The sequence below is a fragment of the Variovorax sp. 770b2 genome, assembly GCF_900115685.1.
Taxonomy (GTDB): domain Bacteria; phylum Pseudomonadota; class Gammaproteobacteria; order Burkholderiales; family Burkholderiaceae_C; genus Variovorax.
On record NZ_FOXJ01000003.1, the window covers coordinates 118,688 to 131,163 of the forward strand.

Below are 12,476 nucleotides of genomic sequence, written 5' to 3' on the forward strand. Positions count from 1 at the left end.
CGTAGAACGCACCGTCCGGGCCGATGGCGACGCTCTCCGGGTACCAGTCCTCGGGCAGCGCTCGGGCAGCGCCTGCACGACAGGCGGTGCGGCAGTGGCGACCGTCGTGGCGAGCGCGAGCAGCGCGCCTGCAAGCCGTGTGCGCCTCTTCATTGCCACACGCGAAACACGCGTCCCGTCAGCGGTCCTTCGATGCTGCGCACATAGGCCAGCGCCACGCGCGCGGCCGGTACGGTCTCGACACCCGGAAAGAGCGCGCCATACGCCGCCAACGATTCCGTCAGCAGCGTCGGACTCACCGCATTGATGCGCAGGCCCCGCGGCAACTCGATCGCTGCGCCTTTCACGAACCCTTCGACCGCCGCATTCATCGCCGCCGCATTGCTTCCCCCACGAACCGGGTCTTCGGCCGCCACCCCCGTGGTCAGCGTGATCGAACCGCCATCGGCCAGCACATGCTGGCCCAGCAGCGCGAGCCGCACCTGGCCGAGCAGCTTGTCCTGCAGGCCGACGTTGAAATCGGCCGGCCGCATTTCGGCGAGCGGCCCGAAGAACAGGCCGCCAGCCGCCGAGACGATCGCATCGACACGCCCCACCGCGGCGTATAGCGCCTGGACGCTCGCATCGCTCGTGATATCGACCTGCAGGTCGCCTCGCGTGCGACCTGCGCGCACCACGTCGTGCCCGCGTTCGGCCAGCACCCCGGCCACCGCACTGCCTATGGCACCCGTAGCGCCCACCACAAGAATCTTCATGACAAACCTCGCTGAATGAATCAAGAAGCGCCCATTGTTTTGCGAACTGATAGTTTGATAAATTGCCATCCGGTTCGGCAATTCGAAACTCTGGGTTCTCAATATGGACAAGCTGCGCGCCATGGAAGTCTTCGTCGCGACGGTGGACGCGGGCAGCTTCGCCGCTGCGGCCGAGGCGCTCGATCTCTCGGCCGTGATGGTCGGCAAGCACATCCGCGCGCTCGAAGACCAGCTGGGCGCGCGCCTGCTCGAGCGCACCACGCGGCGCCATGCGCTCACGGAGATCGGCGCGGCCTACCTGGAGCGCTGCCGCGATGTGCTCGCGAGCGTGCACACCGCCGATGGCGTGGCCGAGTCGCTGCGCGCCAAGCCGCAGGGCGTGCTGCGCGTCACGGCGCCGGTGGCGTACGGCGCGCACCGGCTCACGCCGGTGATCGGCGACTACATCGCCGCCTATCCGCAGGTGAAGGTGGATCTGGTGCTCAACGACCGCGTGGTCGACCTGGCCGAAGAAGGCTTCGACTGCGGCATCCGCTCGGGCGCGGCGGTCGATGAACGCCTCATCGCACGGCCGCTCGCGCTCGCGCGCATGTTCGCGGTCGCGAGCCCCGCATGGGTCGCGCGCCACGGCCAGCCGAAGCACCCGTCGGACCTCGAAGCGTTCCCGCTGCTGGGCTTTGCCACCTGGGGCCCGAACCATTCATGGCGCTTCACGCGCGACGGCCAGACGGTGCATGTGCCCGTGCGCGGCCCGCTCACCACCAACAACGGGCAGGCCTTGCTCGCCGCCGCGATGGCCGGCGTGGGGGTGGTCGTGCAGGCCGATGCGCTGCTCGGCCCCGCCCTGGCCTCGGGCCAGGTGGTTCAGTTGCTTGCGGAGTGGGAACTGCCGACGCGCCCGGTGCACATCATGCGATTGCCCGAAGCGCGGCCGAGCGCCAAGCTGCGCACCTTCGTCGACTTCGTGGTCGAGCGGCTGGGTTGATCAACGCGTCACGCGGCCCTGCACGCCATCGACCAGCCAGTTCATCTTCAGGATCTGCTCGTCGCTCAGTTGGGACCCCTTGGCGATCACGACGTGGCCCTCGTTGTCGCGCACATCGGCCGCCACCGCGCGAAACGGCTGCAGCTTGCCGGCCGCGATGTCCTGCTGCCGCGCCAGCACTTCCTGCTGCACGGCCTTGGGCACCTTGGTGCCGAAGTCGCCGACGCGGATCATTCCTTCCTTCACGCCGCCCCAGAGGTTGCCGCTCTTCCAGGTGCCATCGAGCACCGCCTTCGCGCGCTGCGTGTAGTAGCCGCCCCACTGGTGCGTGACCGCGACGATCTGCGCATCGGGCGCGATCTTGCGCATGTCGGAGTGGTACGCAATGGCCATCTTTCCGCGCTCCTGCGCCGCGGCCATCACGGCGGTGGAGCCGGTGTGAAAGGCGACGACGTCGGCGTTCTGGTTGAAGAGCGCCATCGCCGCGTCGCGCTCCCTGGGTGGATCGAACCACTCGTTGAGCCACACCACGGCGACCTTCGCATTCGGGTTCACCGAGCGCATGCCCAGGGTGAACGCGTTGATGCCCTGCAGCACCTCGGGAATCGGAAAGCCCGCCACGTAGCCCGCCACATTCGTCTTCGTCATGCGCCCGGCCGCGATGCCCGCGAGATAGCGGCCTTCGTAGTAGCGCGCATTCGCGGTCGCCACGTTGGCCGCGGGCTTGTAGCCCGTGATCGACTCGAACTTCACATCGGGAAAATCGCGCGCCACCTTGAGCGTCGGTTCCATGTAGCCGAAGCTGGGCGTGAAGATGAGCTGGTTGCCCTGCTGCGCGAGGTCGCGGATCACGCGTTCGGCATCGGCCCCTTCGGCCACGTTCTCCACGAAGGTGGTCTTCACCCTCGCCCCGAGCGCCGCCTCGACGGCCTTGCGGCCCTCTTCATGCTGGCGCACCCAGCCGGCATCGGTGACCGGCGTGACGTAGACGAAGCCGATCTTCAGCGGTTTCGTCGAAGCCTGCGTCTGCGAAAAAGCGGGAGATAAAAAACAGGCGGCCGCCCACGCCAGAACGGCGCGGCCCGCGAGGTTTTTGTACATGGTGGTCCTCTACATGGCCCCGGAAAAGCAAAAACCCGCAGCCGGCCGGGACGCCCAACTGCGGGGTGCGGATTTTAGTGCGACCGTTTTCAGGCGACTGCGGCTGCCTCTGCGTTCGCGCCCTTCACGCCCTTCACGCCATAGCGCGAAGCAGGCACCGAGCTGGAAATCCGGCCCGACATGGCACGCCGCGCCGCATCGAAAGCGTCCCACTCGTCCTGGCTCGGCAGCGACGGGATCGTGACCTTCTCGCCCTGGTCGAGCCCCGCGAGCGCTGCATCGACCAGGTCTTCGGCGGTCATGACGATCGCGCTGGGCAGGTGCTGCACCGGCAGGCCGGCAATGCCCCAGAACTCGGTGGCCGTGGCGCCCGGCAGCACGGCCTGCACGCGCACGCCCTTCTCGCCCAGCTCGTGCTGCAGCGACTGGCTGAACGCGAGCACGAAGGCCTTGCTGCCGCCGTACACGCCGTTGAGCGTTTCGGGCGAGACCGCCACGATGGACGCGATGTTCACGAGGGTTCCCGCGCCCCGCGCCACGAAGCCCGGCACGGCCGCATAAGTAAGGCGTGTGAGCGCATTCACGTTGATCGCGATCATCTCTTCCATCTTCTCGATGTCCGAGGCGAGCAGCGGCGCGGTGGCGCCGACGCCGGCGTTGTTCACCAGCAGCGTGAGGTCGCGATTGGTGCGGATGGCGGCTTCGACGCGCGCGATGTCTTTCTTTTCCGTGAGGTCGGCGGCGATCGTCTCGATCTTGCGGCCCGTCTCGGCCGTGAGCTTCGCGGCCAGCGCCTGCAGGCGCTCGTGATTCCGCGCGACCAGCACGAGGTCGAAGCCGCGGCGGGCGAGCCGGTCGGCGTAGATGGCGCCGATGCCTGAAGAAGCGCCGGTGATGAGGGCGGTGCCCTTGGGTGTAGCAGTCATTGGAGGTTCCTTTGGAAGCCGCGTGGTTGCGGCGTGAAGGGAAGTTTCCTCCGTCAGTGCGATGGCGTAAATGTCATATAAACCTCCTTTTATGCCACCTCCGCAACCTGCCTCGCCACCCGTCGCACGGCCTGCGGCGGCTGGCCCAGCGTGCGAAGGAACGCGCGGCGCATGCGCTCGGGATCGCCGAAGCCCGTTTCATCGGCCACGACGTTCAGCGCCAGCGCGCCCGCATCGATCAGCGCCTTCGCCGCCTCCACGCGCAGGTGCTCGACGGCCTGCGCGGGCGACTGGCCGGTTTCCGACTTGAAGGCGCGGCTGAACTGGCGCGGGCTCAGGTGCGCCACCTCGGCGAGGTCTTCGACCGAGAGCGCGTCGCGCAGGTTGGCACGCGCGTGCACCAGCGCCTGCTGGATGCGGTCGGACTTGGGTTCGAGTTCGAGCAGCGCCGAGTACTGCGACTGCCCGCCCGCCCTGCGGTGGTACACGACGAGCTTTTTCGCGATCAGGCGCGCCACGTCGACGCCCAGGTCCTGCTCCACCAGCGCCAGCATCAGGTCGATGCCCGCCGTCATGCCGGCCGAGGTCCAGAGCGCACCGTCGTTGATGAAGATGCGGTCGGGCTGCACCATGGCGAGCGGGTGGCGCTTCTGCAGCTCCTGCGCGAAGGCCCAGTGCGTGGTCACGCGCCGGCCGTCGAGCAGGCCCGCATCGGCCAGCCCGAAGGCGCCGGTGCAGATGCTCGCGAGCCGGCGCGAACTGCGCCCGCCCGCGCGCAGCATCTTGCACAGGGTGTCGGAGGTGGGCTCCACGGTGAGTGCGCCGGTCATCACCAGCGTGTCGAACTTCGAGGCGGTGAACCGTTTGGTGTCGACGTCGATGCCGATCGAGCTGGGCACCACGCCCCCGGTTTCGGACAGCAGTTCTACCTTGTAGACAGGTTTGCCCAGTTGCTGGTTCGCCAGCTCGAAGGCGGCGAGAGCCGCGAGATCCAGGATCTGGAAGCCCGGAAAAACGACGACGGCGATGCGTTTCTGCATGATGTCCTGAAAAGAGGTAATTTCGACATTCCAGTCGAAAGGCTACGTGACATCCTCCGACCGGTCAACCAGCCGTCCCACGCGGCGCCACAAGAAAGAAGCTCTATGAAAGTCAATGGAATCGAGCGCCCGCTCGACGTCGACGGCGACACGCCCGTGCTCTGGGTGCTGCGCGACGTGCTCGGCATGACGGGCACCAAGTTCGGCTGCGGCCTCGGAATGTGCGGGGCCTGCACGGTGCACATCGACGGCGTGGCCACGCGCTCGTGCATCACGCCCGTCGAATCGGTGGCCAACGCCAACGTGAGCACCATCGAGTCGCTCGCGGGCACACGCGTCGGGCGCGCACTGCAGAAGGCCTGGCTCGACCTGGACGTCGTGCAATGCGGCTACTGTCAATCGGGCCAGTTGATGTCGGCCACGGCCCTCCTGAGCAAGAACACAGCGCCCACCGACGAAGAGATCGACGGCGCCATGAGCGGCAACATCTGCCGATGTGGCACCTACGTGCGCATTCGCGCCGGCATCAAGGAAGCGGCACGCGCCCTTTCCGGCAAGACAGCAGCACCAGCAAGGAAGGCGGCCTGACATGATCTTCGACCGACTGACACCCCCTGAAGCCGACGCCGCGCTGTCGCGCCGCGGCTTTCTCTCGGTGGGCGCCGCGCTGGGCGGCGGCCTGCTCATCGGCGTGGGCCTCGGCGCCGCGCCTTCCACGGCCGATGCGGCCGGCACGACCAGCGCGGCCGGCCCCACCCTTGCGCCATGGGCACCCAATGCCTTCGTGCGCATCGCTCCCGATGGCCAGGTGACCGTGGTCATGGGCTTCATCGAAATGGGCCAGGGCACGTACACGAGCATCCCGATGCTCATTGCCGAAGAGCTGGAGATCGACCTGGCCAGCGTGCGCCTCGAACACGCGCCGCCGAGCGACAAGCTCTATGGCAACCCGCTGCTGGGCTTCCAGGTGACGGGCGGCTCCACCACGATCCGCGGGGCCTACGAGCCGATGCGGCGCGCCGGTGCCACGGCCCGCACGGTGCTCGTGCAGGCGGCGGCGCAACGCTGGCGTGTCGAGCCGGCCTCGTGCCGCGCCGTGCGTGGCGAAGTGGTCCACGCCGCGAGCGGACGCCGCCTCAAATACGGCGCGCTGGTCGCCGATGCGGCGAAGCTCCCCGTGCCCGAGAAGGTCGAACTCAAGCCGCAAGCCGACTTCAAGCTGATCGGCACCGCCGCCAGGCGCCTGGATACACCCGCCAAGGTGAACGGCACCGCGATGTACGGCATCGATGCGCGCGTGCCCGGCATGAAGGTCGCCACGCTGAAGCAGTCGCCAGTCTTCGGTGGGCGCGTGCGCAGCATCGACGACGCCGCGGCGCTGAAGGTGCGCGGCGTGCGCCAGGTCGTGCGCCTGGACGACTGCGTGGCCGTCGTCGCCGACCACATGGGTGCGGCAAAGAAGGGCCTTGCCGCCCTGGTCGTCGAATGGGACGACGGCGCCAACGCCAAGGTGAGCACGGAAAGCATCGTGCAGGCAATGGCCCAGGCCTCGCAGAAGCAGGGCGCGGTCGTGCGCAAGGAAGGCGACAACGCCAAGGCCATGGCCGGCGCGGCGCAGCGCCTGGAGGCGGTCTACGAGGTGCCCTTCCTGGTCCATGCGGCGATGGAGCCGCTGAACTGCACCGTGCACGTGCGCAAGGACAGCTGCGAGGTGTGGGTCGGCACGCAGGTGCTCACGCGCGCGCAGGCCGCGGCCGCTGCGGTCACGGGCCTGCCGGTGGAGAAGGTGACGGTGCACAACCACCTGCTGGGCGGCGGCTTCGGCCGGCGGCTGGAGGTCGACAGCATCACGCGCGCCGTGCAGATCGCGCAGAAGGTCGACGGCCCCGTCAAGGTGATCTGGACGCGGGAAGAAGACACGCAGCACGACATGTACCGCCCCTACTTCTACGACCGCGTGAGCGCCGGCCTCGATGCCGAGGGCAAGCCCGTCGCATGGAGCCACCGCATCACCGGCTCCTCGATCCTCAAGCGCTGGCTGCCGCCGGCCTACAACAACAACTTCGATCCCGAGACCATCGACGGCGCCGAGAAACCGCCCTACGCGCTGCCGAACATCCTGGTCGACTACGTGAACCACGAGCCGCCGGTGCCCACCGCGTTCTGGCGCGGCGTGGGGCCGACGCACAACGTCTTCGTGGTCGAGAGCTTCATCGACGAACTCGCGGCCGCCGCGAAGGCCGACCCCGTCGCCTTCCGCACCGCGCTGCTCGCGCAGAACCCGCGCGCGCTGGCGGTGCTCAAGCTCGCTGCCGAAAAGTCCGGCTGGGGCCAGCCCCTTCCCGCGGGCCAGGGGCGCGGCGTGTCGGTGCAGTTCGCCTTCGGCACCTTCATGGCGCTGGTGGTGGATGCGGAGGTCGCCAAGTCGGGCGACGTGAACGTCAAGCGCGTGGTCTGCGCGCTCGATGCGGGCGTGATCGTCAACCCCGACACCGTGCAGGCGCAGGTGCAGAGCGGCGTGATCTTCGGCATCTCGGGTGCGCTCTGGGGCAAGGCGACGGTGAAGGACGGGCGCATCGAGCAATCGAACTTCCACGACGTGCGCGTGGTGCGCATGAACGAGACGCCGCTCATCGAGACCCACATCGTCGCAAGCAGGGAAGCCCCCGGCGGCATGGGCGAGCCCGGCACCTCGGGGCTGGCGCCTGCGCTCACCAACGCCATCTTCGCGGCGACGGGCAAGCGGGTGCGCAAGCTGCCGATCGATCCCGAGCAGCTCAAGACGGCCTGACCGGCGGCGACCGGTCGCGACGACCGGCACCGACCGGCGCCGACCAGGGCACATGGCGGCACCCATGCAACGCCACGATGGGTGCCGCCGCGAATCGGCAGGCGCGGGTCCGGCCCCATGGCCGGACAATGGTTCGCCCCATGACGAACCCGACAACTTCCGCCAGCAGCGCCACCCACGCCAGCGCCGCTCATGCGCATTGGCAGCGCAACCTCGCCGTCTGCATGTTCGGCTCCTTCACCACCATCGTGGCGATGACGCTGCTGCTGCCCTTCCTGCCGCTCTACGTGGAGCAACTGGGCGTGAAGGACCATGCGGCCATCGTGCAATGGTCCGGCGTGGCCTATGGCGCCACCTTCTTCAGCGCCGCGCTGGTCGCGCCGCTGTGGGGCCGGCTGGCCGACCGCTATGGCCGCAAGCCCATGCTGATCCGCGCGAGCCTGGGCATGGCGGTGGCGATGGCGCTGATCGGCATGGCCGGCAACGTCTGGCAGCTCGTCGGACTTCGGCTGCTCGCGGGGCTGCTCGGCGGCTACGCCTCGGGCTCGATGGTGCTGGTGGCCACGCAGACGCCCAAGGACCGCACCGGCTGGGCGCTGGGCACCATGTCCTCGGCCATCATGGCCGGCAACCTCGTGGGTCCGCTGGTGGGCGGCGCGCTGCCGCCGCTCATCGGCATCCGCGCGACCTTCTTCGCAGCGGGCGCGATGATCTTCGTGGCCTTTCTGGCCACCACCTTCCTGATCCGCGAGGAAAAAAAGGCACCCTCGAGCGCAAAGCACAGCGACACGCCCGACACCGGCTGGGCCGCCATTCCCGACAAGCGCCCGCTCGTCGCGATGCTCTTCACCGGCATGCTGCTGATGCTGGCCAACATGTCGATCGAGCCGATCATCACCGTCTACGTCGCCACGCTGGTCGAAGACCCCAGCCGCGTGACGATGACGGCCGGCCTCGTGATGTCCGCCGCCGCGCTCGGCAGCATCCTCTCGGCCTCGCGCCTGGGCAAGCTGGCCGACCGCGTGGGCCACTGGAACGTGATCGTCGGGTGCCTGGCGGTGTCGGCGGTGCTCTTGATTCCGCAGGCCTTCGTCGCCTCGGGCTGGCAGCTGGTGGTGCTGCGCTTCCTGATGGGGCTCTCGCTCGGCGGGCTGCTGCCCTGCATTGCGAGCGTGATCCGCCACAACGTGCCCGAGCGCGTGGCCGGCAACATGCTCGGCTACTCGACCTCGGCGCAGTACACGGGTCAGGTGGCCGGCCCCCTGCTCGGTGGCTTCGTGGGCGGGCACATCGGCATGCGGGCCGTGTTCCTGGGCACCTGCGTGCTCATGGCCGCAGGCGCCGGGTGGAACTGGCTCGCGCGGCGGGCCGCGTCCACGGCTGCGCCGGTTGCTCGCTGAACTATTCGCTGACGGTGGCGCCGCGCCGCCTTCGGGGGAACGGCACGATCCGACGGATTGTGCTCAGTGCATTTGCGCCGGAGCCATCTGCACATGCTGCCGCACGGCCTCCAGCAGCAGCGTGGCGAGCCGCCCGACCGGTGCCTCGGCGTTGGCCTGCGCGCGGTAGAGCGCCATCGACATCTGCGGCAGCGCCGGCAGGCCCACCGCCGTGCGGTCGATCGCGCGCACATGCGACGGCAGCCCGAACGGCGTACGCACCGTGAGGCCGAGGCCCGCCGAGCTCGCGGCCCACAAGGCGGCAAGGCTGGCGCTGGTGAACGCATGGCGCCATGGCACGCCGGCGCGGTCGAGCGTCTGGGTGACGATGTCGCGCAGCGGGCACGGCGCATCGAGCAGCACCAGCGGCAGCGGCTCCCTGGACTTGCGCGCGCCGCGACCTGCGCCTTCGCGGCGCTCGCGCTCCTTCCACCAGGCTGCATCGAGCACATCGCCGGAGGCGGGGCCGATCCATTGCAGCGGCAGGCGCGCCACACGCTCGGCATGCAGCGACGGCGGATGGTCGCCCGCATCCCAGGCCAGCGCGAGGTCGAGCTTGCCGAGTTCCAAACGCTCGCGCAACTCGGCGCTGCGCGCCACGCAGGCCTCGATGCGCACCTTGGGATGCGCGCGCGCAAAGCGCCCGAGCACCGCGGGCAGCAGCGTCTCGCCGAAGTCTTCCTGCAGGCCCAGTCGCACCCAGCCCTGGAGGTCGGCACCGCGCATGGCAGCACCCGCTTCTTCGTTGAGTTCGAGCATGCGGTGGGCGTAGGCCAGCAGCGTTTCGCCGGCGTCGGTGAGTTCCAGCCCGCGGCCTGCCTTGCGGAACAGCACGGTGCCGGCCTGCGCCTCCAGTTTCTTCAATTGCGCGCTCACCGCGGAGGTCGAGCGCCCCAGCCGGTCGGCTGCGCGGGCGTAGCTGCCGAGCGCGATGCCGGTGGAAAAACTGCGCAGCACGTCGAGATCGAACATCACCTGGGACATGGATTCATCCTTTTTCTTATCGTCCTGTTTTTGTGGACGGTTCACTCATTATTTTCTGATTTTCAAAACCTTTGCAACGGCGGAAACTTCGCCGCACCATGACCCACTCGCCTGCTTCCCTCTCCCCTTCGCCCCGCCACCGCTGGAAGGTGCTGGCCGCGGGCGTGGCCGCCAACGCGGCGTTCTCCGTGGCCTTCAGCGGCATCCCGATGACCGCCGTGCTGATGCGCACCGGCTACCAGCTGGACAACGCCACGCTCGGCCTCGTGCTCGGCCTGATGGGCCTGGGCATCGCGGTGAGCGAGTTGCCGTGGGGCCTCCTGACCGACCGCTGGGGCGATCGGCCGGTGCTGCTGACGGGCCTGGGCAGCACCGCGATCGCACTCGTCGCCATGGCGCTCTGGGCCGCGCCGAGCGCCCGGCACATCCCCGGGCTCGGCTGGCTCGCCGCGGGCCTGCTGCTGGTCGGCCTGCTGGGTGGCAGCGTCAATGGCGCGAGCGGCCGCGCAGTGATGACCTGGTTCGATGCCAGCGAACGCGGGCTCGCGATGAGCATCCGCCAGACCGCCGTGCCGCTGGGCGGCGGCATCGGCGCGCTGGTGCTGCCGTTCGTCGCGCTGCATTTCGGCTTTGCCGCGCTCTACGGCCTGCTCGCGCTGCTGTGCGCGCTGAGCGCGGTGATGAGCTGGGCGTGGGTGCACGAGCCACCGATCGCGCGGAATGCGCCGAGCATCCCGGCGGCCACGGCCGAAGCCCCGAAGACCGGCCCGCTGCGCGATGCGCGCGTCTGGCGCATCGTGCTGGGCATCGGCATTCTTTGCGCGCCGCAGTTCGCGGTGCTGTCCTTCGGCACGGTGTTCCTGCACGACTTCGGCCATGCGGGTCTCGCGACCATCACCGCCACCATGGTCTTCACGCAGGTCGGCGCAATGGTGATGCGCGTGTGGAGCGGCCGCTGGACAGACCGCCGCCGCAACCGCCCCGCCTACCTGCGCGCCTGCAGCGCGCTCAGCGTGGCGCTGTTCGCCGCACTCGCGGTGCTGGTGATGGCCGCGGGCACGCACACGGCCGACTCATCGGCGCTGCGCATCGCGCTGGTCGTGCTGCTGGGGGTGAGCGGCGTGTGCGTGTCGGCGTGGCACGGCGTGGCCTATACCGAGCTGGCCACGCTGGCCGGCGCGGCGCGCGCCGGCACCGCGCTGGGCATGGCGAACACCAGCGTGTTCCTGGTGTGCTTCGTAACGCCCTTTTCCATTCCGCACCTGCTCGCGCTGCAGGGCTGGCCGATGGTGTGGCTCGCAGCGAGCGCCTGCGCGCTGGTTGCGATGCCGCTGCTGGTGCCGCGGCCAGTTGCTGCCGATCAGAAGCTCGCGAAGACGGCGTTGAGCCGGTCCACGTAAGCGCGCTTGGCCGCCTCGTCGATGAAGCTGCCCTCGAAGCTGTTCGCCGCCAGTTGCCAGGCGTGCTGCACGTTGAGCCCGGTGGCTGCGAAGGTCTGCGTGAAGTTCTGGTTCATGTAGCCGCCGAAGTAGGCCGGGTCGTCGGAGTTGACCGTGGCGACCAGCCCCGCATCGAGCAGCGCGCCGAGGTTGTGCTGCGCGAGGTCCGGGAACACACACAGCTTGAGGTTCGACAGCGGGCACACGGTGAGCGGAATGCGGTCTTGCGCGAGCCGCTTCATCAGCGCCGGGTCTTTCGCGCTCTGCACGCCGTGGTCGACGCGCTCGACCTTGAGCACATCGAGCGCGCTCCACACGTAGTCGGGCGGGCCCTCTTCACCCGCGTGCGCGACCAGGTGCAGGCCCAGCTCGCGACAGCGTGCGAACACGCGCGCGAACTTCTCGGGCGGATGGCCGACCTCGCTCGAATCGAGTCCCACGCCGATGAACTTGTCACGGAACGGCAGCGCCTGCTCCAGCGTCTCGAACGCCTCTTCTTCGCTCAGGTGGCGCAGGAAGCAGAGGATGAGCGAGGCGCTCACGCCGAGCTTCGGCTCTGCATCGACGCACGCGCGGTGCAGGCCGGCGATCACCGTTTGCATCGCCACTCCGCGCGCCGTGTGCGTCTGCGGGTCGAAGAACATCTCGGTGTGCACCACGTTGTCGGCCGCGGCGCGCTCGAGATACGCCCAGGCCATGTCGTAGAAGTCCTGCTCTTTCAGCAGCACGCTCGCGCCGGCGTAGTAGATGTCCAGGAAGCTCTGCAGGTTGGTGAAGGCGTATGCGCGACGCAGGTCTTCGACGCTGGCATACGGAATGGCCACGCCGTTGCGCTGCGCGAGCGCGAAGATCAGCTCGGGTTCGAGCGAGCCTTCGATGTGCATGTGCAACTCGGCCTTGGGCATGGCGCGCAGCAGTTCGGGGAGGCGGTCGGCGGGGATGGTGTCGAAGCGCGGGTCGTAGGCGGGGCGGAAATCGGTCATGGCGGGGAGACTCTGCGTTGTGATCCCGCACAG

11 protein-coding genes are annotated in these 12,476 nt (G+C 68.8%); 5 read left to right on the forward strand and 6 right to left on the reverse strand.

The annotated features are described in order from the left end of the window. Positions 1-149: 149 nt before the first annotated feature. Entirely contained in the window at positions 150-755 is a 606-nt protein-coding gene (locus tag BM133_RS19850) for a short chain dehydrogenase (RefSeq protein WP_093437422.1), read from the reverse strand. A 121-nt stretch (positions 756-876) separates the two neighbouring features. Between BM133_RS19850 and BM133_RS19855 the strand changes: the two genes are divergently transcribed. After that, a complete protein-coding gene (locus BM133_RS19855; RefSeq protein WP_256219277.1) occupies positions 877-1,740 on the forward strand; it encodes a LysR family transcriptional regulator in 864 nt (287 codons plus the stop codon). On the opposite strand, the gene BM133_RS19860 is transcribed toward BM133_RS19855, so the two are convergent. The 3 genes from BM133_RS19860 to BM133_RS19870 all read right to left on the reverse strand — a co-directional run bounded on the left by BM133_RS19860 (position 1,741) and on the right by BM133_RS19870 (position 4,807). Continuing rightward, positions 1,741-2,841 (reverse strand): BMP family ABC transporter substrate-binding protein, encoded by a 1,101-nt coding sequence (locus BM133_RS19860; protein ID WP_093437427.1) that lies wholly within the window; start codon positions 2,839-2,841, stop codon positions 1,741-1,743. Between the two features lie 89 nt (positions 2,842-2,930). Next, the gene (locus tag BM133_RS19865; protein ID WP_093437430.1) at positions 2,931-3,767 is read right to left on the reverse strand and encodes an SDR family NAD(P)-dependent oxidoreductase; all 837 of its coding nucleotides are present in this window, start codon (positions 3,765-3,767) and stop codon (positions 2,931-2,933) included. An 89-nt stretch (positions 3,768-3,856) separates the two neighbouring features. Next, on the reverse strand, positions 3,857-4,807 hold the full coding sequence (locus BM133_RS19870) for a GlxA family transcriptional regulator (protein WP_093437432.1): 951 nt from the start codon (positions 4,805-4,807) through the stop codon (positions 3,857-3,859). Between the two features lie 105 nt (positions 4,808-4,912). Between BM133_RS19870 and BM133_RS19875 the strand changes: the two genes are divergently transcribed. The 3 genes from BM133_RS19875 to BM133_RS19885 all read left to right on the forward strand — a co-directional run bounded on the left by BM133_RS19875 (position 4,913) and on the right by BM133_RS19885 (position 8,998). Further along, the gene (locus tag BM133_RS19875) at positions 4,913-5,395 is read left to right on the forward strand and encodes a (2Fe-2S)-binding protein (protein WP_093437435.1); all 483 of its coding nucleotides are present in this window, start codon (positions 4,913-4,915) and stop codon (positions 5,393-5,395) included. Position 5,396: 1 nt separating this feature from the next. Next, complete coding sequence (locus BM133_RS19880) at positions 5,397-7,598, forward strand: xanthine dehydrogenase family protein molybdopterin-binding subunit (protein WP_093437438.1); 2,202 nt, start codon at positions 5,397-5,399, stop codon at positions 7,596-7,598. A gap of 140 nt (positions 7,599-7,738) precedes the next feature. Then, positions 7,739-8,998, forward strand: a complete 1,260-nt coding sequence (locus BM133_RS19885) for an MFS transporter (RefSeq protein WP_093437441.1) — start codon at positions 7,739-7,741, stop codon at positions 8,996-8,998. Between the two features lie 63 nt (positions 8,999-9,061). Here the strand turns inward: BM133_RS19885 and BM133_RS19890 are convergent, their stop codons facing one another. Further along, complete coding sequence (locus BM133_RS19890; protein ID WP_093437443.1) at positions 9,062-10,021, reverse strand: LysR substrate-binding domain-containing protein; 960 nt, start codon at positions 10,019-10,021, stop codon at positions 9,062-9,064. Between the two features lie 98 nt (positions 10,022-10,119). Between BM133_RS19890 and BM133_RS19895 the strand changes: the two genes are divergently transcribed. Continuing rightward, positions 10,120-11,421 (forward strand): MFS transporter, encoded by a 1,302-nt coding sequence (locus tag BM133_RS19895; RefSeq protein WP_093437446.1) that lies wholly within the window; start codon positions 10,120-10,122, stop codon positions 11,419-11,421. Here BM133_RS19895 and BM133_RS19900 read toward each other — a convergent pair. Beyond that, positions 11,382-12,443, reverse strand: a complete 1,062-nt coding sequence (locus BM133_RS19900; RefSeq protein WP_093437448.1) for an adenosine deaminase — start codon at positions 12,441-12,443, stop codon at positions 11,382-11,384. The two genes, BM133_RS19895 and BM133_RS19900, sit on opposite strands and share 40 nt — an antisense overlap. Positions 12,444-12,476 lie beyond the last annotated feature (33 nt).

Coding starts and splice junctions, on each gene's coding strand:
- BM133_RS19850 (WP_093437422.1), bottom strand. CDS start 755: ATGAAGATTCTTGTGGTGGGCGCTACGGGTGCCATAGGCAGTGCGGTG.
- BM133_RS19855 (WP_256219277.1), top strand. CDS start 877: ATGGAAGTCTTCGTCGCGACGGTGGACGCGGGCAGCTTCGCCGCTGCG.
- BM133_RS19860 (WP_093437427.1), bottom strand. CDS start 2,841: ATGTACAAAAACCTCGCGGGCCGCGCCGTTCTGGCGTGGGCGGCCGCC.
- BM133_RS19865 (WP_093437430.1), bottom strand. CDS start 3,767: ATGACTGCTACACCCAAGGGCACCGCCCTCATCACCGGCGCTTCTTCA.
- BM133_RS19870 (WP_093437432.1), bottom strand. CDS start 4,807: ATGCAGAAACGCATCGCCGTCGTCGTTTTTCCGGGCTTCCAGATCCTG.
- BM133_RS19875 (WP_093437435.1), top strand. CDS start 4,913: ATGAAAGTCAATGGAATCGAGCGCCCGCTCGACGTCGACGGCGACACG.
- BM133_RS19880 (WP_093437438.1), top strand. CDS start 5,397: ATGATCTTCGACCGACTGACACCCCCTGAAGCCGACGCCGCGCTGTCG.
- BM133_RS19885 (WP_093437441.1), top strand. CDS start 7,739: ATGACGAACCCGACAACTTCCGCCAGCAGCGCCACCCACGCCAGCGCC.
- BM133_RS19890 (WP_093437443.1), bottom strand. CDS start 10,021: ATGTCCCAGGTGATGTTCGATCTCGACGTGCTGCGCAGTTTTTCCACC.
- BM133_RS19895 (WP_093437446.1), top strand. CDS start 10,120: ATGACCCACTCGCCTGCTTCCCTCTCCCCTTCGCCCCGCCACCGCTGG.
- BM133_RS19900 (WP_093437448.1), bottom strand. CDS start 12,443: ATGACCGATTTCCGCCCCGCCTACGACCCGCGCTTCGACACCATCCCC.